Genomic DNA, 25,458 nt, shown 5'->3' with positions numbered 1-25,458 from the left:
GGCATGTGCTATGATTTGTACGTACTAAATGTACTAACCGTTGCTTGGCAATTCGAATCACCAACGTTTGCTCGGTAATTGGGGATATCAGAAATTAGGAGGTGGAAACAGTATGGCAATCACTCAAGAACGTAAAAATGAATTGATCAATGAATACAAAGTGCATGACACAGATACTGGGTCTGCAGATATTCAAATCGCAATTCTAACAGAAGACATCAACAACCTGAATGAGCACTTACGTACTCACAAAAAAGATCACCATTCACGTCGTGGTCTATTCAAAATGGTTGGACGCCGTCGTAACTTGTTGAAATATCTTCGTGAAAACGACGTTGCTCGTTACCGCGATCTAATCGCAAAACTTGGCCTACGCCGATAATAGCAATCAGTAAAAGCGGGATTCGTCCCGCTTTTTCTTTATGGATAAAATATTCCACATACAATCGCATAGCGAATGCTTTTTTGATACACTATTAGTAATGGATACATAAAACTGTCTATATATTTTGTAAGAGAGAGGAGCTCGATTATGGAGCAAACTAAAAAGGTTTATACACTCGATTGGGCAGGCCGCGAATTACAGGTCGAAGTCGGCCAATTGGCTAAACAAGCAAACGGAGCAGCATTAATCCGTTATGGAGATACAGCAGTGCTCTCGACTTCAACAGCTTCTAAAACACCGAAACCATTGGACTTCTTCCCGTTGACTGTCAACTATGAAGAACGTCTTTATGCTGTCGGTAAAATTCCAGGCGGCTTCATCAAGCGCGAAGGACGCCCTTCGGAGAAAGCAACGTTGACGAGCCGTTTAATCGACCGTCCCCTTCGTCCGCTTTTCCCTGACGGCTTCCGGAACGAAGTGCAGGTAATTTCAATGGTTATGTCAGTGGACCAGGATTGTCCTTCAGAAATGGCGGCAATGTTCGGGTCTTCATTGTCATTGATGATTTCCGATATTCCATTTGATGGACCGATTGCCGGCGTTATCGTTGGATTGATCGACGGAGAATACATCATTAATCCGACAAACGATCAACTGGAAAAAAGTTCCATTAACCTGATCGTGGCAGGAACAAAAGATGCCATCAATATGGTTGAAGCGGGAGCAAAAGAAGTTTCCGAAGAAGTCATTTTGGAAGCCATTATGTTCGGTCATGAAGAGATCAAGAAACTGATCACTTTCCAGGAAGTGATTGCGGCAGAAGTCGGCAAAGCAAAATCTGAAATCCAATTGTATGAACTGGATGCAGAACTTTCTTCAACGATCAAAGATTCGGTCGAAACAGAATTGAATGCGGCTGTGCAGATCAACGAAAAACAGGCGCGCAATGAAGCAATCGACGAAGTGAAAAAACGTGTCATGGAACAATACGAAGAATCCGACGCGGATGTTAAAAAACAGGCCGGCCAGATTCTGGATAAAATGGTCAAAGAAGAAGTGCGCCGCCTGATTACGGATGAAAAAATTCGTCCGGACGGCCGCGGTCCATCTGAAATTCGTGCACTTTCTTCTGAAGTCGGCTTGCTGGCTCGGACACACGGTTCAGGCTTATTCACCCGTGGGCAAACCCAGGCAATGAGCATTTGTACACTCGGCGCGTTGGGCGATGTGCAAATCATCGACGGCCTTGGCATCGAAGACACAAAACGCTTTATGCACCATTACAACTTCCCGTTATTCTCAGTGGGCGAAACTGGTTTCCTGCGTGGCCCTGGCCGCCGCGAAATCGGTCACGGTGCACTCGGTGAACGCGCACTGGAAGCTGTGATTCCAAACGAAAAAGAATTCCCTTACACAATTCGCCTGGTAGCAGAAGTGCTGGAGTCGAATGGTTCAACTTCACAGGCAAGCATTTGTGCTTCAACTCTAGCGATGATGGATGCGGGTGTGCCTTTGAAAGCACCAGTAGCCGGCATTGCCATGGGACTTGTGAAAAAAGGCGATAACTATACAGTGTTGTCGGATATTCAGGGAATGGAAGATTACCTGGGCGATATGGACTTTAAAGTAGCGGGCACCGCTGAAGGCATTACAGCACTTCAGATGGATATCAAAATTGATGGACTGTCGCGCACAATCCTTGAAGAAGCGTTGGCGCAGGCGAAAATCGGCCGTATTCACATCCTTGAATCGATGCTGGCAACGATTTCCGGACCACGTGAGCAATTGTCGAAATTCGCGCCGAAAATCATCATGGTCAAGATTAATCCTGATAAGATCCGCGATGTAATTGGACCGGGCGGAAAAATGATCAACAAGATAATTGACGAAACCGGCGTCAAGATTGATACAGAGCAGAACGGCACCATCTTTATTTCTTCAATTGATGAAGAAATGAACGCCAAAGCGAAAGCGATGATTGAAAATATTGTACGCGAAGCGAAAGTCGGAGAATATTACGAAGGTAAAGTAAGACGCCTAGAGAAATTCGGTGCATTCGTTGAATTATTCCCAGGCAAAGATGGACTTCTGCACATTTCTGAAATCCAGGAAGAGCGGACGAAAGATGTGGAAGACGTGCTGAAAATGGATCAGGTCTTGAAAGTGAAGGTCATTGAAATTGACCGTCAGGGACGTGTAAACTTATCCCGCAAGATCGTCCTCAAAGAAGAAAAAGAAGAAACTGAAGAAGCTAACTAAGAAAAACAGGAAATTGCCAACGAGAGTTGGCAATTTTTTCTTATTGGAGGGATTTTAGAGTGGCAGAAACTTATCTATGTAAAAATGGTGTGCGGATCGTATCAGAACAAATTCCACATTTTCGATCTGTGGCAGTAGGAGTTTTCATCAAAGTGGGATCACGCGATGAAGAAGCGCAAGAAAACGGGATGACGCATTTTATCGAACACATGCTGTTTAAAGGGACACCCACACGGACGGCAAAAGATATCGCCAGGGAGTTTGACCGGATTGGCGGCGATATCAATGCCTATACATCCAAGGAATACACATGCTATTTCGCGAAAGTCGTTGACGATCACGCAGCTCTCGCCGTTGATATTTTGGCGGACATGTTTTTCAATTCCAATATGGACCCTGTGGAAATCGAGCGGGAACGGCAAGTGGTGCTCGAAGAAATCAGCATGACTGAAGATATGCCTGATGACGATGTGCATGAGCAGCTGTGGCGTGTCATGTACCCGGAGCATTCGATGGGTGCACCGATTCTCGGTCTGGAGGGGACGCTTCAAACTTTTGATGCTGATAAAATTCGGGATTTCATGAACCGTTTTTATATTCCATCCAATACTGTCATATCAGTGGCGGGCAATATAACACCCGAGCTGATTGGTCAAATCGAAGAGCTTTTCGGAAACTTTAATAAAGATGAAGGCATTAAACCTTATGTGGCTCCTGCATTTACGGCGGGCCATTCTATGAAGTATAAAGACATTGAGCAAGGGCATCTATGCTATGGATTTCCTGGTCTTTCCATGACTGATCCACATCTTTACGATATGGCTGTGATGAATAATATTCTGGGCGGAACAATGTCGTCCAGACTGTTTCAGGAAATCAGAGAAGAACATGGACTTGCCTATTCCATCTTTTCCTACCATTCCGCCTATTCGGACCATGGCACATTGGCAATTTATGGCGGCACATCGAATGAGCAGCTCCCGGACCTCCAGGAAAAGATTTTGGAGTCGATCCACAAGATGCAGGGCGGCGGGCTGACGCAGCAAGAGGTAGATGATTCAAAAGAACAGTTCAAAGGGAATCTGCTGCTTGGCATGGAAAGCACCAGTTCACGCATGAGCCGCAACGGCAAGCATGAGTTGCTGATGGGTCGGCATATTGCATTTGATGACGTACTTAAGAAGATTGAGGAAGTGTCAATGGAGAAAGTTCAATACACATTGGAACTTTTGAAAGGGGCTCCGGCCCAATCGATTATCCGCTCGAAAGAGACATCCTCGAAAAATTGAGGGGACTCCTTTGCATTTCGCTGCTTCAGTGCGTTGAATTATGATACAATTATGCAAATTATCATTGAAGGAGAGAGTCGAGTGAAAACCTATAATGTAGCAATCATGGGTGCAACGGGCGCCGTAGGCCAGCAAATGAAGGAGCAGTTGGAAAAACGACAGTTTCCGGTGAATGAAATCCGGTTCCTGTCTTCGAGCCGCTCAGCAGGCAAAGAAATCGATTTTAATGGACAAACTTATATTGTGCAGGAAGCAGTGCCGGAATCTTTTGAAGGAATTGACATTGCACTGTTCAGCGCAGGCGGCAGCATTTCCGAGAAATTTGCACCGGAGGCAGTCAAACGCGGGGCCATCGTCATCGATAACACAAGCGCATTCCGGATGGATCCGGAAGTGCCGCTGGTCGTGCCGGAAGTAAATAGCGGCGATCTCTCCTTGCACAAAGGCATCATTTCCAATCCCAATTGTTCGACCATTCAGATGGTGTGTGCATTGCAGCCTTTGAAAGAGCAATTCGGCATGAGCAAGGTGGTCGTTTCCACTTACCAGGCTGTGTCAGGTGCCGGAATTGATGCCATCAATGAATTGAAAGAACAGGCAGACGCTGGTTTTGACAAGGCGCACGCTGCGCAGGCTAAAATGCTGCCGGTGAAATCAGCCGATAAACATTACCCGATCGCTTATAATGCCATCCCGCAGATTGACGTTTTTGCGGACAACGGCTATACGCTCGAAGAAATGAAAATGATCAACGAAACGAAGAAAATCATGCATGATGACAGTCTTTCAGTGGCGGCAACGTGCGTCCGTCTGCCGGTCGTCACCGGCCATTCAGAATCTGTTTATGTCGAATTGGATGCGGCACCGACGCTTGCCGAAGTGAGAGACGCGATCGCTGCAGCACCAGGCGTGACATTGATGGATGATCCGTCAGCACAACTCTACCCGATGCCATTGATGGCAGCGGGCAAGGACGATGTGTTTGTGGGCCGCCTTCGTCTGGATCTGGATAATCCGCAGGGGTTCCATCTATGGGTCGTATCCGACAACCTCGTAAAAGGTGCTGCCTTGAATTCGGTGCAGATTGCGGAAGCATTGATCGAAGAAAACATAATCTGACAACCCAAAATAAACCGGCGAACCCGCCGGTTTATTTTTTTCTTTGGACTGTTTCCTTTGATTCCCGTATAATAGATTTTATGGATGTGTACGGGTGAATTTTTTTAGGAGGAAATAAATTGAGTAAAATTAAAAATGAACTTATTAAAGTAATACCGTTAGGCGGCGTCGGTGAAATCGGCAAAGCAATGTACGTAATTGAAATTGATGAAGATCTTTTCGTTGTAGACAGCGGATTGATGTTCCCGGAAGATGAAATGCTTGGCGTGGACATCGTGATTCCGGATGTTACCTATCTCGAAGAGAATAAAGACCGCGTAAAAGGAATTTTCCTGACGCACGGGCATGAAGATGCAATCGGTTCGATCGCTTACCTGTTGAAAAAAGTACAGGCACCAGTCTATGGTTCGAAATTGACGATTGGCCTTGCCAAAGAGCATGTGAAAGAGCAGGGTTCACTGAAGCAAGTGAAATTCTTTGAAGTAACGAATAAGAGCCGCATGAATTTTGATACGACACACGTGACATTCTTCCATACGACACACAGCATACCGGATGCGCTTGGAATTGTTTTCCATACATCAGAAGGGGCAATTGTCCATACTGGTGAATTTAAATTCGATCAATCCGCAAAAGGAAGCTACCGTCCGGATATCGCTAAAATGGCGAAATTGGGAGAAGATGGCGTGTTAATGCTGCTATCTGATTCAACGGAAGCGGAGCGTCCTGGCTATACTACTTCTGAAATTGTTATTGAAGACCACCTTCAGTCGGAATTCCGGAAAGCGGAAGGCAGAATCCTGGTGTCGCTGTATTCATCAAACTTCATCCGCATCCAGCAAGTTTTCGATATTGCACAGGCGACAGGCAAGAAAGTTGCAGTGGTGGGCAGAAGCCTTGAAAGCAGCTATGAAGTGGGAGTACGACTCGGTTATTTAGATGCAGGAGAAGAGACAGTCATTTCGTTGAAAGACCTGGATAACTACCGCGATGAAGAAGTTGTGATCATCGTTACAGGTAACCAGGGTGAACCACTTGAAGCACTTGATAAGATGGTCCGCAAACAGCATAAAGATGTGAGGATCAAAGAAACGGATACAGTCCTTATTACGTTCACACCTTCACCGGGTATGGAAGTTCCGATGTATCAGACCATGAATAAATTGGCTAAAGCAGGCGCAAATGTCCTGACATCCAGCAAAAAAGTCCACGTTTCAGGACACGGCAGCCAGGAAGACCTGAAAATGATGTTAAATATGATGAAACCGAAATATTTCATCCCCATCCAGGGTGAATATAAAATGCTGATCGCCCATTCTAAATTGGCACAGCAGGTCGGTTTGCAGAAATCCCAGATCTTTATCGCTGATAAAGGGGATATCGTTGAGTACAAAGCCGGAAAAGTTCGCATGAGCGGACGGGTTACCGCAGGAAATGTCCTGATTGACGGCATCGGTATCGGTGATGTCGGCAACATCGTTTTGCGCGACCGGAAATTGCTGTCCCAGGATGGAATTTTCATCGTCGTAGTAACGTTGAACCGCAAACAGAAAAAAATCGCTTCCGGTCCGGAAATGATTTCCCGCGGATTTGTTTATGTCCGCGAATCGGAAGAATTGATGGAAGAATCGGCAAGACTGGTAACAAAAGTTGTTGAGAAATACGTTACGCGCGAGACATTTGAATGGAATAATATCAAACAGGAAATTCGTGATACGCTGAATTCCTATCTATTCCAGCAAACGAAACGCCGTCCGATGATCATTCCGATTATTATGGAATATTAAGATAGAAAAAGTAAAAGGATTTCCATACCGATCTATCGGGGGGAAATCCTTTTTCGATTACATAGGAAATGGGGGAAAGACATGCCTCGCAGTGGACAGAAAAAGAAAAAGAAAAAAGTTGTAAAATCAAAAACAAGCAAAAAAAACGTTCAGCCCATGCCGACGATCTTTTTTGAAATAATCGGCATTGTAATGTTGGGCATCGCCGCATTAATGGCTTTTCAACTGGGCAAAGTGGGACGGATGCTTCAAAATTCGGCAGAATATCTGACAGGTTACCTGGCGTTTTTGATTCCGGTGGCCTTAGTGGTATTGGCCGTCTATATAATGGTCAAGCGAGATTGGCCCAAACCGCAAATTCGAACAATTATTGGCACGTTTTTTGTCGTGACCGGTGTTTTTCTGATCAGCCATCTTATTTGGGCATCGAGCTCGATTTTACCGATCACTTCGACGAATGTATTGGGCGAAACAAGCAGATCCATTCAAGTCAGCGGCACTGTGTGGACTGAGTTCACAGCAATCGGCGGCGGCATGATCGGTGCGATGCTGTATGCCTTACTGCATATGCTGTTTGAAACAGCGGGCACCTGGATCGTCGCGATCATCATCCTTTCCATCGGTGCCATTATTCTGACCGGACGCACTGCAGCTCCTTTCATTGCTGAAAAAATTCCAAGTTTTCAGCCGTTGCTCCAAGCCATCGGCCAGCGTTTTTCAAAGCCGGCGAAAAAGGACAAGAAAAAAGAAATTGCGACAAGCGGGATGTCTGGCAATGAAAGCTTCAGTGATTCAAATGAACCGGAACCGGTGGCAACGAATGCTGACTATGACAATGAAACCGTGTATATGGATTCGCCCCAGGAACCGATTATTTCAGCGTTCACAGAAAAAGTGAAGCCGAAACAGCCGGAAACACCAAAAGAGGAAAAACCGAAAACCGAAAACGTTTCCGACAGCGACGTGCAATTATTGACAACCGCAGAAGAAATGGAAAATGAGGAGTATCAATTGCCACCGATCGATTTGCTGACTTTGCCACCGCATAGTGATCAGAGCGGAGAATATTCCGGCATACAGAAAAACGCGAAAAAACTGGAGAAGACTTTCCAAAGTTTCGGTGTTCGTGCAAAAGTGACACAAGTCCATTTGGGTCCGGCCGTCACGAAATACGAAGTGCTTCCGGATACGGGCGTCAAAGTCAGCAAGATTGTCAGCCTTCACGATGATCTGGCGTTAGCGCTCGCGGCAAGAGACATTCGGATCGAAGCGCCTATTCCCGGAAAATCAGCCATTGGCATCGAAGTTCCCAATACGGAAGTGGCGATTGTCAGCCTGCGGGAAGTGCTGGAATCGGAAGAGAACAACAAACCGGATTCGAAACTATTGTTCGGCCTTGGCCGCGATGTCACGGGTCAGGCGGTAATGACCGAATTGAACAAAATGCCGCATCTGCTGGTAGCAGGGTCAACAGGCAGCGGTAAATCGGTGTGCATCAATGGCATCATCACAAGTATCATCATGCGTGCCAAACCGCATGAAGTGAAAATGATGATGATCGACCCGAAAATGGTCGAGCTGAATGTTTATAACGGCATTCCGCATTTATTGGCGCCAGTCGTGACCGATCCGCGCAAAGCAGCTCAGGCTTTAAAGAAAATCGTTTCAGAAATGGAGCGCCGCTACGAATTGTTCTCACATACGGGAACACGAAACATCGAAGGTTATAACGAATACGTCAGAGTATTTAATGAAGAGAACGAAGATAAACATCCTAAATTGCCGTTTATTGTTGTGATCGTGGACGAGCTTGCCGATTTGATGATGGTAGCGTCCAATGAAGTCGAGGACGCCATCACACGTCTGGCACAAATGGCGCGTGCAGCCGGAATCCATTTGATCATCGCCACGCAGCGCCCGAGTGTTAACGTCATTACGGGTGTCATCAAAGCGAATATCCCATCACGGATCGCGTTTGCCGTGTCATCAGCTATTGATTCCCGCACAATTTTGGATATGGGCGGAGCGGAAAAACTGCTCGGCCGCGGGGATATGCTGTTCCTGGGCGCGGGCCAGTCAAAACCGGTGCGTGTGCAGGGGGCATTCCTGTCTGACAGTGAAGTCGAAAAGATTGTGGATTTTGTCATTGAACAGCAAAAAGCTCAATACCAGGAGGATATGATTCCGACTGAAGTTGAAGAAACAAACATCGATTCTGAAACCGATGAAATATATGACGATGCAGTCCAATTGGTGACCGATATGCAAACAGCTTCCGTTTCCATGTTGCAGCGCAGATTCCGTGTCGGTTATTCCCGTGCAGCCCGGATCATCGATCAAATGGAGCAGCGCGGAGTCGTTGGACCGTACGAAGGTAGTAAGCCACGGACTGTTTTAGTTCAAAAGCAGGAAGAATAATAGGTAAAAAAGGTTTTTTCGTGACATATTACGTGCATTATTCATGACTTTTAACTGAAAAATTCGCGAAATTCGACAAATCACTATTTATTTCAGAGGAAATAAGTGTTATAGTAATTTTGATTAGTAGGAATGTTTTACATCAGATGTCTGATCTCTGTCATTGGTGGTGAATCGTATGACAATTAAATCGGATCATCGGGCATTGTATCTCCAAGTGATCGATCGGATGAAGCAGGATATTGCTGCCGGAATATACAAAGAGAAAGAAAAGTTGCCTTCCGAATTCGAATTGGCGAAAACACTTGGAGTCAGCCGCGCCACCTTGCGGGAAGCGCTCAGGTTGCTGGAAGAAGAAAATATCATAGTCAGGCGCCACGGGGTAGGTACATTCGTCAATCCAAAACCGTTGTTTACATCGGGCATTGAACAATTGACAAGTGTTTCTGAGACCATCAGAAATGCAGGAATGGAACCAGGTTCGATTTATTTGAGCACCTCTGAAAGCCCGGCTTCTGAAGATGATATAAAACGCTTACATTGCAAACCCGAAGATTCAGTAATTACAATTGAACGGGTCCGGACAGCAAACGGGGAACCTGTCGTATATTGCATCGACAAAGTTGTTTCCAGCTTTCTGCCGGAGGACTTTCTGGGTAGAGCCGAAAGTTCGATTTTCTCAGCAATTGAGGAAAGTGGTGAAACCCGCATCAGTTATGCAGTGACTTATATTGAGCCGATCGGATATCACGAATATGCATCTCCGATTCTCGAATGTGATCCGGAAACTGCTTTATTGGAATTAAAACAGCTCCACTATGATGCAGACGATCAAGTGGTGCTCTATTCAAAGAACTATTTCAGGGCTGATAAATTCAGTTTCCACGTAGTTCGAAAACGTGTGTAAAACAAACCATTCCTGCTAATATCAAAAAAACCTTGGGGGTTATTACATTGACAAAACGTAAATTTGGTCTAGGTCTTTCTTTAATGCTTGCTGCTGGTATGCTAGCTGCTTGCGGTAGTGACGACGATGCTTCAACCGACACAACAACTGGTGATGGCGGAGAAGGAGAAGCTACCGAAGAAACAAGCGATTTTTCTACAGCAATGGTTACGGATGTTGGCGGTGTCGATGATAAATCTTTCAACCAATCAGCGTGGGAAGGTCTTGAAAGATTCGGTGCAGACAATGGCCTTGAAAAAGGTGACGGCGGTTACGATTACGCTCAATCCCAATCAGATGCAGACTACAACACGAACTTGAACAACATGATCCGTCGCGACTTCGATGTAGTTTTCGGTATCGGATTCCTGATGGAAGGTGCAGTAACGGAAATTGCTTCACAGCAGCCTGATGCGCAAATTGCAATCATTGATGCAGTAGTTGAAGCTGATAACGTTGCGAGTGTCCTGTTCAAGGAGCAAGAAGGAGCATTCCTTGCGGGTGTTGCGGCAGCATTGATGACTGAAACAGGCAAAATCGGTTTTGTCGGCGGCATGGACATTCCTGTAATCGAACGTTTCGAAGCTGGATTCCTTGCTGGTGTAGAAGCTGCTAAACCTGAAGTGGAAGTTGATGTTCAATACACAGGTGCTTTTGATAAAGCGGAATTAGGTAAAACAACAGCTAGCCGCATGTACCAAGGCGGAGCGGATATCATTTTCCACGCAGCTGGCGGAACTGGAAACGGTGTTTTCACTGAAGCTAAAGAACTTAAAGAATCTGATCCAGATTCAAACGTTTGGGTAATCGGAGTTGACTCTGACCAATACGACGAAGGCCAAGTTGGCGATGACAACATTACCTTGACTTCTGTATTGAAACGCGTTGATAACGCTGTATATAACATTTCTGAACAAGCTATGAACGGAGAATTCCCGGGTGGCGAAACAGTAGTTTATGGTCTATCTGATGACGGTATCGGCCTTGCTGATTCACGCGGAGCGATTCCGGAAGATATCATGGCGCAAATCGAAGAATTCAAGAAACAGATTATTGATGGCGAAATTACAGTTCCAGAAACTTTGGAATAATTTCGATTCTCACGGTCAACCTCATAAAGACCGGTTCTACCGGTCTTTATGATTTTTTTTTCGAAAAAAATTATAGAAAATTAATAGATGAAAGGTTTTTAAACTGGAAACCTTTCCTGTGTTAATTAATAAAAGAGAATTTAACAGTTTTCGAGGGAGTGAAAACAGTGGAATATGTTGTTGAAATGTTGAATATCCGCAAGGAATTCGGAAAATTTGTCGCCAACGACAATATCACCCTGCAATTAAAAAAGGGCGAAATACATGCCTTGCTGGGTGAAAACGGAGCCGGGAAATCGACTTTGATGAACGTTCTTTTCGGTCTTTATCAGCCAGAAGGCGGAGAAATCCGAGTCCGTGGCAAAAAAGTGGATATCACCAACCCGAACGTTGCGAACGACTTGGGAATTGGAATGGTTCACCAGCATTTCATGCTGGTTGAAAATTTTTCTGTCACGGAAAATATCATTCTGGGTTCGGAACCTACAAAGTTCGGTGTGACGAATAAGAAAGATGCAGCAGAAAAAGTTAAGGCTTTATCTGAACAGTATGGATTGAACGTCAATCCCTATGAAATCATTGAGGATATTTCCGTTGGCATGCAACAACGCGTGGAAATTTTGAAAACGCTTTACCGCGGTGCAGAAATCCTGATTTTCGATGAACCTACAGCGTCTCTGACGCCTCAGGAGATCATTGAATTGACTCAAATTATGAGAAGGTTGATTGCGGAAGGCAAATCCATCATTTTGATTACGCACAAACTGAAAGAGATTATGGACGTTTCGGACCGTGTGACGGTAATCCGAAAAGGTAAAGGAATTGGGACAGTTGAAACTTCTGGTACGAATCCGAACGAACTTGCTTCGCTGATGGTTGGCCGTAATGTGGAATTCACAACCGAAAAAGGTCCTGCTTTCCCGAAAGAAGAAGTTCTTGATATCCAAAATCTTGTTGTTGAAGATTACCGCGGGATAGCAAAAGTTAAAAATTTGAATCTGAATGTGCGTAAAGGCGAGATCGTCGGTATCGCTGGGATTGATGGCAATGGACAATCCGAATTGATCGAAGCAATCACCGGATTGCGCAAAGTGAAAAGCGGTACCATCCGCATCAATGAAAAGGATGTTACCGGTTTGAAGCCGCGTAAAGTGACTGAAGCCGGTGTCGGCCATATTCCACAGGATCGCCATAAACATGGATTAATACTCGATTTTCCGATTGGCCACAATATTGCGCTTCAGACATATTACACTTCACCAATCTCGAAACACGGCATAATCGATTACGACAAAATCAACGAAAAAGCGAAACAGATTATTGCCGATTTTGATGTCCGAACACAGGGGCCACACGAACTGGCACGTTCACTGTCAGGCGGTAATCAACAAAAAGCCATTATCGGGCGCGAAGTGGACCGGGATCCGGATCTGTTGATCGCTGCTCTGCCGACGCGCGGACTGGATGTTGGTGCCATCGAATTTATCCACAGCCGGCTGATTGAACAGCGCGACAATGGAAAAGCCGTTTTACTGATTTCGTTTGAACTCGATGAAGTCATGAACGTATCAGACAGAATCGCTGTTATTCATGATGGGGAGATCGTTGATATTGTGACTCCGGAAACAACAACCGAGCAAGAGCTTGGCCTGTTGATGGCTGGGCACCACATTAGAGATGTAAATAATAAAGGCACAGAGAAGGAGGGCGAGGATCAGCATGTCGAATAGAGCGACCAATATTCTGGTCCCCCTGATTTCCGTTATACTGGGCTTGCTGGTCGGAGCTATTATCATGCTGGTCAGCGGATATAACCCGGTTAGAGGATATGCAGCTTTATGGAATGGGATTTTTGGGGATCTGTATACAATAGGAGAAACTCTCCGTCAAATTACACCTTATTTATTGGCGGGTCTGGCCGTAGCGTTTGCGTTCCGTTCAGGACTTTTCAATATCGGGGTGGAAGGGCAATTGATTGTGGGCTGGTTTGCAGCTGCCTACGTAGGTGTTGCGGTTGAATTGCCGAAAATTATCCACTTGCCGCTGGCAATCTTGGCAGCAGCAGTTGCCGGTGCTTTATGGGGCTTTGTTCCGGGGCTATTAAAAGCGAAGTTCCGGGTACACGAAGTAATCGTAACGATCATGATGAACTATATCGCGCTGCACGTGACGAATGCATTGATCAAAACGGTTTCGGATGGTGGAGACCGTACAGAGTTAATCTTTACCAGTGCTTCATTGCGCTCTGAGTTTTTCCAAAACCTAACAGAGTTTTCGCGTCTGCATTATGGGATTCTTTTGGCATTGATCATGGTTGGTGTCATGTGGTTGATTCTTGAAAAGACTACACTCGGCTATGAATTGAAAGCAGTTGGTTTTAACCAGCATGCATCTGAGTATGCCGGGATGAATGTGAACAGGAATATAATTCTGGCGATGGTCATTTCCGGCGCTTTTGCAGGTTTGGCGGGAGCAATGGAAGCACTTGGAACATTCCAGTATGTATCAGCCAAAGGCGGATTTACAGGTATTGGGTTTGACGGTATCGCAGTAGCCCTGCTTGGTATGAATACTCCGCTGGGTGTAATTTTCGGCGCAACATTATTTGGTTCTTTGAAATATGGTGCATTAAACATGCCGAACGAAGCGCAAATTCCAGTTGAAATAGTGGAAATTGTAATTGCAGTCATCATATTCTTTGTAGCTTCTGGTTATATTATCCGCCTGCTATTGCTGCGGGCAGCAAATAAGAAGAAGGAGGCGAAGTGATATGAGTTTCTTGGATGTTTTGTATTTCATCGTTCCTTCAGCCATCTTCTACGCTGCTCCGTTAATTCTTGTTGCAATCGGTGGTGTATTTTCTGAAAGATCCGGTGTAGTCAATATCGGTTTGGAAGGCTTAATGGTAATCGGTGCATTCACCGGAATATTGTTCAATATATTCTTTGCGGATACATTCGGCGGTGCAACGCCTTGGCTTGCCCTCATCGCGGCGATGGTTGCAGCATTGCTGCTGTCACTCATGCATGCCGTTGCATCGATTACATTCCGTGCCGATCAGGTTGTGTCGGGCGTAGCCATTAACTTGCTGGCGATCGCTTTGGCATTGTATCTTGTTAAAAGAATCTTCGGCAAAGGGCAGACAGATTTCATCACCGAACGCTTCAGCCGTTACAGTATACCGGTGCTGTCCGATATTCCATTTATTGGAAAACTGTTCTTCACGTCTATTTATAATACGTCATTTTTTGCCATTGGCGTTGCCATCGTTGCCTGGTTTGTCATTTACAAAACGCCGTTCGGTTTGCGTTTGAGAGCGGTAGGGGAACATCCGATGGCAGCTGATACGATGGGGATCAATGTAACAAGAATGCGTTACGTCGCTGTAATGATTTCCGGTGCTCTTGCCGGGATCGGTGGAGCAATCTATGCTCAGACCATTTCGGGCGATTTTGGCCATGCCACGATCAACGGACAAGGGTTTATGGCGCTTGCTGCAATGATCTTCGGAAAATGGCATCCACTTGGCGCAATGGGCGCAGCTCTATTCTTCGGGCTGGCACAGTCTTTGAGTATTGCGGGGCCATCGATTGATTATATTAAAGAAATACCAAGCGTCTTCCTGCTGATCCTGCCGTACGTGCTGACAATTCTGGCACTTGCCGGTTTCATCGGGAAAGCGAACGCACCAAAAGCGAATGGTAAACCTTACATCAAAGGTGAGCGATAGAAATCTACTATTTAAAAGGGCCGTCAAAGCGACGGCTCTTTTTCTTTATTTGCAATTGACGGAACGTGTTCGGTATAGTTAAAGAATGAACAATGAGAGGGGATCCATAATGTTTGAAACTATCAAGCTCGCTAAAGGCGTGAACGTTCACGTCAATGAAACCACCCAATTCAAGACCATTAATATCTCCATAAAATTTAAAGATAAATTATCCAAGGAAAAAGCGTCAGCGCGTTCGATCCTTGCGAATGTCCTGCAGCACAGCAACGAAGCCTATCCATCACATACCGCCCTGCGGATGGTGCTGGATGATCTGTACGGAACGTCGTTGTACATGGACTCTTCCAAGCGCGGCAACGAACATATCGTCAGTTTGAATGTCGAGACGGTAAATGATCAATATCTATCCGAAACCGGTGTGCTCGAAAAAGTGTTGAATCTGATGTACCTTGTGCTGTTCAAGCCGAATCTGGAGCATGGCCTTTTCAAGGAAACGATTTTCCTGCGTGAAAGGAATGCGGTAAAAGAGCGGCTTGAATCCATTTTCGATGACAAGACACGCTTCGCACAGCAGCGCATGATGGACCTGGCGCTGCCGGAACATCCGGCGTCTATTCCGGCAAACGGCACAATCGAAGAAGTCGAAGCGATCAGCAACGAAAAGTTGATGGAAGAATACCGGACGATGATCGAATCGAACGAAGTGGAAATTTATGCAGTCGGAGATGTGAAACCTGAAGTGATTGCCGATTATATCCGCGATTATTTCCATTTTGCAGACCGGGAAAAACCGCTCGCTGCACCGTCGATGGCATTGAAAAAACCGGCACAGCAGCGTGTTGCCGAGTTTGAAGATATGAAACAAGGGAAGCTGCATATGGCATTTTTCAGCCCGGTCACATTCCGCGATGAAAAATTTCCGGTTATGCAGTTATTCAACGGCGTTTTCGGAGGCTATGCGCATTCGAAATTATTCGTCAATATCCGGGAAAAAGAGAGCATGGCTTATTATGTTTCCAGCTCTTACTCCTCACAATTCGGACTGATGTTCGTCTTGGCCGGAATTGATGGGAAGCTTGAGGAAAAAGCGGTCAAGCTCATCCTGCAGCAATTGGAAGAAATAAAAGCTGGAAACATTTCGGATGTTGAATTCGGGCAAACCAAAGCGCTGTTGACGAATCAGCTGACAGAAGCGCTTGATTCCGCACGCGGCCAAATCGATATTTATGATCAATACATGGAATTGGATGAAGCGTTCGAACCGGATTATTTGATCAGTAGATGGAATAATGTGACAAAAGAAGATATTGCTCAGGCAGCAAAAGACCTGAGCCTGGAAATGACTTATTTCCTGTCTGGAAAGGAAAGTGAAATCAATGCATAAAGTGGAATTCCAACAATTGGACGAAACCTTGTACCATGAAAAGCTGGAAAATGGGCTTGAAGTGTTCATTTTGCCTAAAAAGGGTTTTTCCAAAACCTTTGCAACTTTTACTACGAAATACGGCTCGATCGATAATCATTTTGTTCCACGCGGCGAAAAAGAGCCGGTTAAAGTACCGGATGGCATTGCCCATTTTCTGGAACATAAAATGTTTGAAAAAGAAGAAGGGGATATTTTCCAGCAGTTCTCAAAACAAGGGGCATCAGCCAATGCGTTTACCTCGTTTACACGGACCGCTTACCTTTTTTCAGCCACCGCTAAGGTGAATGAAAACGTTGAAACCTTGCTTGATTTTGTGCAGGAACCTTATTTCACGGAAGAAACAGTGGAAAAAGAAAAAGGCATCATTGCGCAGGAAATCACAATGTACGATGATCAGCCGGACTGGCGTCTGTATTTCGGCATTATCGAGAATTTGTATAAAAACCATCCGGTGAAAATCGATATCGCGGGAACGGTAGAGTCGATTCAGGACATTACCGCCGAACATTTATATACGTGCTACAACACGTTTTACCACCCATCCAATATGGTGCTGTTCGTTGTCGGTGCTGTGGATCCGGAAGCAATGATGAAACTGGTCAAAGACAACCAGTCACGCAAAACGTTCGAGGACGCGCATGAAATCGAACGGATCTTTCCGGAAGAGCCGGTGGAAGCGGCAATTAAGGAACGCGTGCTGTCGATGAGCGTCCAGAAGCCCAAAGTTTTCGTCGGCATCAAACCCGAGAAAATGGATATGCAAGGCAAGGAAATGCTGAAACATGAGCTCGCTGCCGAATTGGCATTTGAATTGCTGTTTGGCCGGACATCTGATTTTTACCATAACGCTTATGAAAAGAACTGGATCGACGAATCTTATTCATTCGATTATTCACTCGAAAACGGATTCGGTTATGCCATCATCGGTTCGGATACGGCGGAACCGAAAATCCTTGCGGATGAAATCAAACATACCATTGCCAACGCAGTTGAAAAATGGCCGTTCGGACAAGCGGATCTCGACCGCATGCGCCGCAAAAAAATCGGCTTTTTCCTTCGGGCGTTAAATTCTCCAGAATATATCGCCAATCAATTTACGCGTTATACATTCAATGGGATGAACCTTTTCGATGTTGTGCCGACTCTTGAGGAAATCGAAGTTGCCGATCTGCAACGGGCATTTGCATTGGTGAGCGCCGAGAGCCAGCAATCCGTCTTTACGATTGAATCACCTGACAAGAAGGCAGCGGAGTGAAGAAGTTCGCCCTTGTAATGGGGGCTTCCGGCGAAATTGGCGATAGCATTTCACGGACACTCGCAGCTTCCGGCTGGTCGCTTTACCTGCATTGGAATACGAAACCGCCGTTTGAATTGGCGTCTTTCTTAAGAGAAACGTATCCGGATCTCGAGTTTATTGAAGTTCATGCGGACTTTTCAAAAACGGGCTCGTCGGAACATCTCGCAAGCCAGGTGTTTGATGTATCATGCATCGTTGTCGCGAGCGGACACGCCCTCTCCAAAATGCTTGTGGATACGGTTGATGCCGAGATGGAATCGCTGTGGCGGGTGCATGTTCAAAACCCGGTTTCCGCCATCCGGCAGTTATCCCCCGTATTTCAGCGCCATCCGAAATCCTATGTTGTATTCATTTCCTCCATTTGGGGCGAAACAGGCGCTTCAATCGAGACCGTCTACTCCTCTGTCAAAGGGGCGCAATTGGCATTTGTGAAAGCTTATGCGAAAGAAATGGCCTTATCAGGGACCCGGGTCAACGCCGTTGCACCCGGGTTTATCATGACCAAAATGAACAGCGGCCTGCTGCCGGAAGAATTGGAAACGATCCGTGAAGAAATTCCTCTGGGCCTTGGTAAAGTGCAGGACGTGGCAGATGCAGTGGATTTTCTGGTCAACGGAAAAGCGGACTATATTACCGGTCAGACTTTGCGAATAAATGGCGGCTGGCATATGTGAATGCCGAATTGCTTATTCTTTGGATGAACCCTTTTCTTGCAGCGGTAAATCGGCTATTATAGAAGAATAAGAAAATACTAAAAAATTGACAGCGAAAGGTCGGACGCTCAATGAGAGAATGGTATTTTGAATACGAAATTCAAGTGAACCGTCCGGGTTTGCTGGGAGATATAGCTTCATTGCTCGGAATGCTGCGCGTTAACATTGTCACCATCAATGGTGTCGACCAGGGACGCCGCGGCATGTTGCTGCGCGCGGAGCATGATGTGCAGCTGGAGCGCTTCGAGCAGATCCTTTCTACAATCGAAACGATTAAGGTTACGAAATACCGCGAGCCGAAACTTCGTGATATTCTGGCGGTTCGCCACGGGCGTTATATCCAGCGCGATGCCGATGACCGGAAGACTTTTCGCTTTGTCAGAGACGAACTCGGCCTGCTGGTTGATTTCATGGCTGAGATTTTCAAACAGGAAGGCCATAAACTGGTCGGCCTTCGCGGAATGCCACGGGTAGGCAAAACCGAGTCGATTGTCGCAGCAAGCGTCAGTGCCAATAAAAAATGGATTTTCCTGTCATCCACCATGATCAAGCAGACGGTCAGAAATCAGTTGATGGGCGATGAATTCAACGACAACAATATCTTTATCCTGGACGGCATTGTCACACGGCGCGCCCATGACGAGCGGCATATGCAGCTTGTCCGGGAAATGATGCGCATGCCGACCATCAAAGTGGTGGAGCATCCGGATATGTTTATCCAACAATCCGAATACAGCATTGAAGATTTCGATTACATTATCGAATTGCGCCACCATCCGGATGAGGAAATCACGTATGAAGTGATTGAGCGAAATAATTCTATGAATAATAAGAGCCAAATGGACGATATGTTTGGCGGCGGTTTTAATTTTTAGGCAGGCAGGTGATCGTGTTGAATGAAATGGGAACTCGCTTGAAAGAAGCGAGAATAGAGAAAGGCTACAGCCTGGAGGATTTACAGGATGTGACCAAAATACAGAAACGTTATTTGGCGGGAATTGAAGAAGGCAATTACAGCATGATGCCCGGACAGTTTTATGTCCGCGCTTTTATAAAGCAATATGCCGAAGCTGTCGGACTGAATGCCGATGAACTTCTGGAACAGCATAAATCCGAGATGCCGGATACGACAAAAGAGCAGGTCAGCAAACCGATGTCAGCTGCAGCACCGTCCCGCAGAAAATCGATTTCTAAACCTTCATCCAGCAGAATCAATGAAAAGATGCCGATGATCATTGTCGCTTTGTTCATCGTTGTTATTTTATTTGTAACCTGGTTCTTCTTTAATATGCTGGCGGATCCTACAGAGGAAGAAACAGAAACGGATGATGGCCTGCAATACGAGGCTCCTTCTGAAAACACCCCTCCTGCAACTGAGGAAGATCCGGCTGAAGGCGACGCAACTGATGAAGAAGCGGCAGATGAAGAAGAGCCCGTTGAAGAGGAACCGGCTGAACCGGAAACCGAAATTACTTTGGATGGAACAGACGGCGAGACGACGACATATCTATGGACAGGACCCTCAGAACGGGAACTTCTTATTGAAGTTTCAGGACGTTCATGGGTTGCTGCCACCAATGAAAACCGGGAAGATCTCATTGCACCATCTGAGATGCAGGCCGGGCAAAGCGAAACCATTGATCTAACAGGTAAATCGTATGTTCGACTACGTCTCGGTGCTGCACCCAATGTGGAGTTGACACTGAACGGTGAACCGATCGAATATGTGCAGGATCGGACAACACAGAACATTGTCATTGAATTTACAGACGCTGAATAGCCATCTAAACAGATGGCTATTTTTCTTGACACAACGGAAGGGGAAAGAAAGATGAATATACCAAATCAAATCACTATTTCACGCATTCTTTTAATACCGATTTTCATGATTTTCATGCTGATTGATTTTGGTTGGGGAGAAATGACCCTGCTTGGCGCAACTTTGCCAATCAGCCATTTTATTGGAGCGTTGATTTTCATTTTCGCTTCCCTCACGGATTGGGTGGATGGCTATTATGCCCGCAAGTACAATCTGGTGACGACGTTCGGTAAATTCCTGGATCCGCTGGCTGATAAATTGCTTGTTTCTGCGGCTTTAATTATTTTAGTGGAACTTGGCTTTGCACCTTCGTGGATCGTCATCATCATCATCAGCCGTGAATTCGCGGTTACCGGACTTCGTCTGGTGCTGGCTGGTGAAGGGGAAGTTGTTTCAGCCGGCGGACTTGGCAAAATCAAGACCACGGCACAAATTCTGGCGATTGCCGCATTACTTCTATATGATATGATTTTCGCGCTGGTCGGATTGCCTTTCGGAATGATCATGCTTTATATCGCATTGATCTTCACAGTCTGGTCCGGCTGGGATTATTTTTACGCAAACCGAAAAGCGTTGATGGTGTCGAAATAATATATTAGTTGAACTAATAATCTATAGTAGCCGATATTCCGCAAAACAGCTTGCTTGCCTGGGGGCTTGCGCTGAGCTAACTCGGTCTCGTTTCACTTCGTCCGAGTGGATCTCAGCACTTCGCTTGGTCCCCTGGGCGTCTGCGCTGTTTTGCTCCATATCTCTAGAAATTCACTCGGCGCGGAAGCGTAATGTAAGATATAATTCTATTCTTCAACATATATAGAAACGTTTTATCCATACTGTTAGCGAAAGGGGCTTGCCCGATGAATGCTGAAATAATTGCGGTGGGGTCTGAGCTGCTGCTCGGACAGATTACCAATACGAATGCCCGTTTTGTGTCAGGACATCTGGCGGAAATCGGCATCAATGTTTATTATCATACAGTGGTTGGCGACAATCCGGAGCGGCTGGAACAGGCGATTCGAATTGCCGAGGAGCGGGCAGACCTGATCATTTTCTCAGGCGGGCTCGGACCGACCAAAGATGATTTGACTAAAGAAACAATTGCCAGGCATCTTGGCACCACACTTGAGATGGATGAAACGGCCATGGTTTCCATCGAAGCGTTTTTCGAACGCGTTAACAAGCCGATGACTGAGAACAATAAAAAACAGGCGATGGTCTTGAAAGGCAGCGAAGTGCTCTTGAATGACAACGGCATGGCGCCGGGTATGTTCTATAAACATGATGATCGTGTGTATATCCTGTTGCCCGGGCCACCACACGAAATCGAGCCGATGTTCCAGTTTGAAGCCAAGCCGAAACTGATTCGCATGCTGAACAAGGAAAACGTCATCATTTCTCACGTTCTCCGGTTTTACGGCATTGGGGAAGCGGAACTCGAAGACCGCTTGGACAGCATTCTGGATAAACAGACGAATCCAACGATCGCGCCACTCGCTTCGGCCGGTGAAGTGACCCTGCGGATCACCGCCAAAACGGATACCACCGAACAAGCCTGGGAGCTGATCAATTCAGCGAAAAAAGAAGTTCTTGATGTAGTAGGTGAATATCTTTACGGCTATGATGATGATTCGCTGGCTTCCCGAGCGGTTGATTTGCTGAAACAGCAGCACAAGACGATTTCCGCCGCGGAAAGCCTGACTGCCGGCCTGTTCCAATCTGAACTCGCATCCGTTCCAGGAGCCAGTGCAGTGCTTGCAGGAGGCACGATTGCTTATAATGAAGGAATCAAAATCAGCCAGCTCGGCATATCGGCTGAGCTGTTGGCGAACTTTGGGGTTGTCAGTGAACAGACTGCTTTGGCAATGGCTGAAGGAGTGCGGGAAAAATTCGGCACAGACTATGGCATCGGGTTAACAGGAGTAGCTGGTCCTGATGCCCACGACGGTCAGCCGGCGGGAACCGTTTGGATTGGCATCGCGTCGGAAGCTGGAGCAGAGGCATACCGGCTTCAATTGTCGGGCATGCGCAATACGAACCGCATTCGTGCGGTAAAACTGGCATTGCATTATTTAATACGAACACTGAGCTAATAAAAAAACGCGCAAAATTTATTTTTGCGCGTTTTTCCATTCCAAAATTGGGATATGGTCCTTATAGAGCTTTTAAAAGGTGGATTTTAAATGCGAACACGAATAAACGTTCGCTTTTTTCTTGTGTATTTCTCATTAACCTAGTATACTAGAAACAGGTAGAAAAATTGGTTTTTATTAAGAGGAGGATTTCTTTTGAGCGATCGTAAAGCAGCGTTAGATGTTGCGTTAAAGCAAATAGAAAAACAATTTGGTAAAGGTTCAGTAATGAAATTAGGGGAAAAAAGTGACCGCAATATATCATCGGTTTCCAGTGGTTCACTGGCAGTTGACTCTGCACTTGGAATAGGCGGATATCCACGTGGCCGTGTTATTGAAATTTATGGTCCTGAAAGCTCAGGTAAAACGACTGTGTCACTTCATGCCATTGCGGAAGTCCAGGCTTCAGGCGGAACAGCAGCATTTATCGATGCTGAGCACGCACTGGATCCGGTCTATGCGCAGAACCTTGGTGTTAACATTGACGAGCTTCTATTGTCTCAGCCCGATACAGGCGAGCAAGCTTTGGAAATCTGTGAAGCATTGGTTCGAAGCGGCGCAGTTGATATCGTCGTAATTGACTCGGTTGCTGCACTTGTTCCAAAAGCGGAAATTGAAGGAGAAATGGGCGATTCGCATATGGGCTTGCAAGCCCGTCTGATGTCTCAGGCTCTCCGTAAATTATCCGGCATCATCAACAAGTCGAATTCAATCGTTATTTTCATCAACCAGGTCCGTGAAAAAATCGGTGTTATGTTCGGTAACCCTGAAACGACAACTGGTGGACGCGCATTGAAATTCTATTCATCCATCCGTATGGAAGTCCGTCGTGCTGAAGCGTTGAAATCCGGCAACGATATCATCGGTAACAGAACGAAGATTAAAATCGTCAAAAACAAAGTGGCGCCGCCGTTCCGTACAGCAGAAGTTGATATCATGTACGGCAAAGGGATTTCGCGTGAAGGCGAAATCGTTGATATCGGTGCAGAACTTGAAATCATCCAGAAGAGCGGTTCGTGGTATTCCTATAAAGAAGATCGCATTGGGCAAGGCCGTGAAAACGCCAAGCAGTTCCTTCGCGACCATAGTGATATCAGTAATGAGATTGCCGGGAGAATCCGTGAACAATACGGAATGGCCGCAGCCTCGTATACAATCGCTGCTTCGAAAGAAGAACCAGAGGAATTTAATCTCCTGATCGACGAAGACGATAAATAAGAGTTACTCTTAACAGCTGTTGATGCCGGAGCGATACTTTGGCATCAACAGCTGTTTGATTTTTTATTTATAGCGAGTTAACAACAAAGCGTGCTGGTCCGGAGCTCGGTTCGGCTGATTGGATGGACTATCACCGGGTTGACACTTCAAAGCTCCATCTATACAATTAAAACTGTATAATTTACTAATTTTACAGCGTTTGATTAGCACGAAAATTCAATCTATTTTTGAAACGTTAAAACGAATAGCAAGAGGAGGTGTCCGAATGGAAAACGTGATCATCTTCGCTTTGCTTGGTATCCTCGTCGGTATAGTTGTTGGTTATTTTGTAATGAAAAAATCAAATGATTCCAAAATGGCAGGTGCGAGAAACTCTGCAGAGCAGATTATTGAAGATGCAAAGAGAGAAGCCGAAGCACTGAAGAAAGAAGCCCTTTTGGAAGCAAAAGACGAAAATCACAAATTGCGTACTGAAACAGAATCTGATATTCGGGAACGCCGATCAGAAATCCAGAAACAAGAAAATCGGTTGTTGCAGAGAGAAGAAAATTTGGATCGCAAGGATGATGCATTAAACAAAAGGGAAGCAGGGCTTGAACGCAAAGATGAAGCCCTTGCCGAAAAACAACAGCATATTGTACAGATGGAAAGCAAAGCTGAAGAACTGGTTCAACAGCAGCAATCCGAAATGGAACGGATTTCATCTTTGACGCGCGAAGAAGCGAAGTCGATCATCCTGCAGCAGGTTGAAAATGAACTTTCAACCGATATTGCGGTAATGGTGAAAGAGACAGAAGCCCGTGCAAAAGAAGAATCCGATAAAAAGGCCAAAAACATTTTGTCACTTGCGATGCAGCGATTTGCAGCAGACCATGTGGCGGAGACGACTGTCTCAGTTGTCAATCTGCCGAATGACGAGATGAAGGGCCGCATCATTGGCCGTGAAGGCCGTAACATCCGTACGCTTGAAACATTGACGGGCATCGATTTGATTATCGATGACACGCCAGAAGCTGTAATTCTTTCAGGGTTTGATCCAATCAGACGCGAAACTGCGCGATTGGCACTGGAGAAGCTGGTATCCGATGGCCGTATCCATCCGGCACGGATCGAAGAAATGGTTGAAAAGTCCAGACGCGAAGTAGATGAGCAAATCCGTGAAATTGGGGAACAAACCACATTTGACGTTGGGGTACATAATCTGCATCCCGATTTGATCAAAATTCTTGGCCGTCTGCGTTACCGCACAAGTTACGGACAGAACGTCCTCAAGCACTCAGTGGAAGTCGCATTCCTCTCCGGCTTGATGGCAGCGGAACTTGGCGAAGATGTTACCTTGGCACGGCGCGCAGGATTGCTTCATGATATCGGTAAAGCGATTGACCATGAAGTAGAAGGCAGCCATGTTGAAATCGGGGTTGAACTTGGAACCAAATACAAAGAACATCCGGTGGTTATCAACAGTATCGCATCCCACCACGGCGACACCGAAGCGACTTCGATCATTTCGGTCATCGTTGCAGCAGCTGATGCATTGTCAGCAGCGCGTCCGGGAGCGAGAAGTGAAACCTTGGAGAACTATATCCGCCGTCTGGAAAAACTTGAAGAGATTTCGGAATCCTACGAAGGCGTTGAGAAATCATTCGCCATTCAGGCAGGACGCGAAATCCGCATCATGGTCAGACCGGAACAGATTGACGATATGACCGCACATCGTTTGGCTCGCGATATCCGCAAGCGGATCGAAGAAGAGCTGGATTATCCAGGCCACATCAAAGTGACCGTAATCAGAGAAACAAGAGCAGTTGAATACGCAAAATAATAGGGATCAA

General features: G+C 46.0%; 20 protein-coding genes. All 20 read left to right on the top strand.

The genetic code is table 11. From position 1 onward, the window contains the following. Positions 1–112: 112 nt before the first annotated feature. Positions 113–382, top strand: coding sequence for a 30S ribosomal protein S15 (gene rpsO / locus DHX103_RS01450; RefSeq protein ID WP_422123504.1), 270 nt, complete (start codon positions 113–115; stop codon positions 380–382). A 150-nt stretch (positions 383–532) separates the two neighbouring features. Next, positions 533–2,644 carry a polyribonucleotide nucleotidyltransferase gene (gene pnp / locus DHX103_RS01445; RefSeq protein WP_422123503.1) on the top strand — a complete coding sequence of 704 codons (2,112 nt, stop codon included), beginning with the start codon at positions 533–535 and terminating at the stop codon, positions 2,642–2,644. A gap of 59 nt (positions 2,645–2,703) precedes the next feature. After that, on the top strand, positions 2,704–3,933 hold the full coding sequence (locus tag DHX103_RS01440) for a M16 family metallopeptidase (protein WP_422123502.1): 1,230 nt from the start codon (positions 2,704–2,706) through the stop codon (positions 3,931–3,933). Between the two features lie 105 nt (positions 3,934–4,038). Next, positions 4,039–5,052: an aspartate-semialdehyde dehydrogenase gene (locus DHX103_RS01435; protein ID WP_422124700.1), complete on the top strand. Its 1,014-nt coding sequence runs from the start codon at positions 4,039–4,041 to the stop codon at positions 5,050–5,052. A 119-nt stretch (positions 5,053–5,171) separates the two neighbouring features. Continuing rightward, a complete protein-coding gene (locus tag DHX103_RS01430; RefSeq protein ID WP_422123501.1) occupies positions 5,172–6,839 on the top strand; it encodes a ribonuclease J in 1,668 nt (555 codons plus the stop codon). 81 nt (positions 6,840–6,920) lie between these two features. Then, a complete protein-coding gene (locus DHX103_RS01425) occupies positions 6,921–9,257 on the top strand; it encodes a DNA translocase FtsK 4TM domain-containing protein (RefSeq protein WP_422123500.1) in 2,337 nt (778 codons plus the stop codon). A 178-nt stretch (positions 9,258–9,435) separates the two neighbouring features. After that, positions 9,436–10,164: a GntR family transcriptional regulator gene (locus tag DHX103_RS01420; RefSeq protein WP_422123499.1), complete on the top strand. Its 729-nt coding sequence runs from the start codon at positions 9,436–9,438 to the stop codon at positions 10,162–10,164. Between the two features lie 47 nt (positions 10,165–10,211). Next, the gene (locus DHX103_RS01415; RefSeq protein ID WP_422123498.1) at positions 10,212–11,294 is read left to right on the top strand and encodes a BMP family lipoprotein; all 1,083 of its coding nucleotides are present in this window, start codon (positions 10,212–10,214) and stop codon (positions 11,292–11,294) included. A 167-nt stretch (positions 11,295–11,461) separates the two neighbouring features. Then, positions 11,462–13,024 carry an ABC transporter ATP-binding protein gene (locus DHX103_RS01410; protein ID WP_422123497.1) on the top strand — a complete coding sequence of 521 codons (1,563 nt, stop codon included), beginning with the start codon at positions 11,462–11,464 and terminating at the stop codon, positions 13,022–13,024. Next, positions 13,014–14,063 (top strand): ABC transporter permease, encoded by a 1,050-nt coding sequence (locus DHX103_RS01405; protein ID WP_422123496.1) that lies wholly within the window; start codon positions 13,014–13,016, stop codon positions 14,061–14,063. The genes DHX103_RS01410 and DHX103_RS01405 overlap by 11 nt, the downstream gene beginning before the upstream one ends. Before the next feature lies 1 nt (position 14,064). After that, positions 14,065–15,024, top strand: a complete 960-nt coding sequence (locus DHX103_RS01400) for an ABC transporter permease (protein ID WP_422123495.1) — start codon at positions 14,065–14,067, stop codon at positions 15,022–15,024. A 109-nt stretch (positions 15,025–15,133) separates the two neighbouring features. Beyond that, positions 15,134–16,408 (top strand): EF-P 5-aminopentanol modification-associated protein YfmF, encoded by a 1,275-nt coding sequence (gene yfmF / locus DHX103_RS01395; RefSeq protein WP_422123494.1) that lies wholly within the window; start codon positions 15,134–15,136, stop codon positions 16,406–16,408. After that, complete coding sequence (gene yfmH, locus DHX103_RS01390; protein ID WP_422123493.1) at positions 16,401–17,705, top strand: EF-P 5-aminopentanol modification-associated protein YfmH; 1,305 nt, start codon at positions 16,401–16,403, stop codon at positions 17,703–17,705. Before yfmF ends, yfmH begins: the two co-directional genes overlap by 8 nt. Next, on the top strand, positions 17,702–18,421 hold the full coding sequence (gene ymfI / locus DHX103_RS01385) for an elongation factor P 5-aminopentanone reductase (RefSeq protein ID WP_422123492.1): 720 nt from the start codon (positions 17,702–17,704) through the stop codon (positions 18,419–18,421). The genes yfmH and ymfI overlap by 4 nt, the downstream gene beginning before the upstream one ends. Before the next feature lie 110 nt (positions 18,422–18,531). Then, positions 18,532–19,335 carry a DUF3388 domain-containing protein gene (locus DHX103_RS01380; protein WP_422123491.1) on the top strand — a complete coding sequence of 268 codons (804 nt, stop codon included), beginning with the start codon at positions 18,532–18,534 and terminating at the stop codon, positions 19,333–19,335. Positions 19,336–19,349: 14 nt separating this feature from the next. Then, positions 19,350–20,240 (top strand): helix-turn-helix domain-containing protein, encoded by an 891-nt coding sequence (locus DHX103_RS01375; RefSeq protein WP_422123490.1) that lies wholly within the window; start codon positions 19,350–19,352, stop codon positions 20,238–20,240. 51 nt (positions 20,241–20,291) lie between these two features. Continuing rightward, positions 20,292–20,870, top strand: coding sequence for a CDP-diacylglycerol--glycerol-3-phosphate 3-phosphatidyltransferase (gene pgsA, locus DHX103_RS01370; RefSeq protein WP_422123489.1), 579 nt, complete (start codon positions 20,292–20,294; stop codon positions 20,868–20,870). A 266-nt stretch (positions 20,871–21,136) separates the two neighbouring features. Next, complete coding sequence (locus tag DHX103_RS01365; protein ID WP_422123488.1) at positions 21,137–22,369, top strand: competence/damage-inducible protein A; 1,233 nt, start codon at positions 21,137–21,139, stop codon at positions 22,367–22,369. Between the two features lie 195 nt (positions 22,370–22,564). Further along, complete coding sequence (recA, locus tag DHX103_RS01360) at positions 22,565–23,626, top strand: recombinase RecA (protein ID WP_422123487.1); 1,062 nt, start codon at positions 22,565–22,567, stop codon at positions 23,624–23,626. A gap of 265 nt (positions 23,627–23,891) precedes the next feature. Then, complete coding sequence (gene rny / locus DHX103_RS01355; RefSeq protein WP_422123486.1) at positions 23,892–25,448, top strand: ribonuclease Y; 1,557 nt, start codon at positions 23,892–23,894, stop codon at positions 25,446–25,448. The last annotated feature ends 10 nt before the right edge of the window (positions 25,449–25,458 follow it).

Origin of the sequence: Planococcus daihaiensis (genome assembly GCF_049262615.1) — a bacterium.
In the GTDB taxonomy this organism is placed as follows: Bacteria; Bacillota; Bacilli; order Bacillales_A; family Planococcaceae; genus Planococcus.
This window is presented reverse-complemented; position numbering and strand designations above follow the sequence as displayed.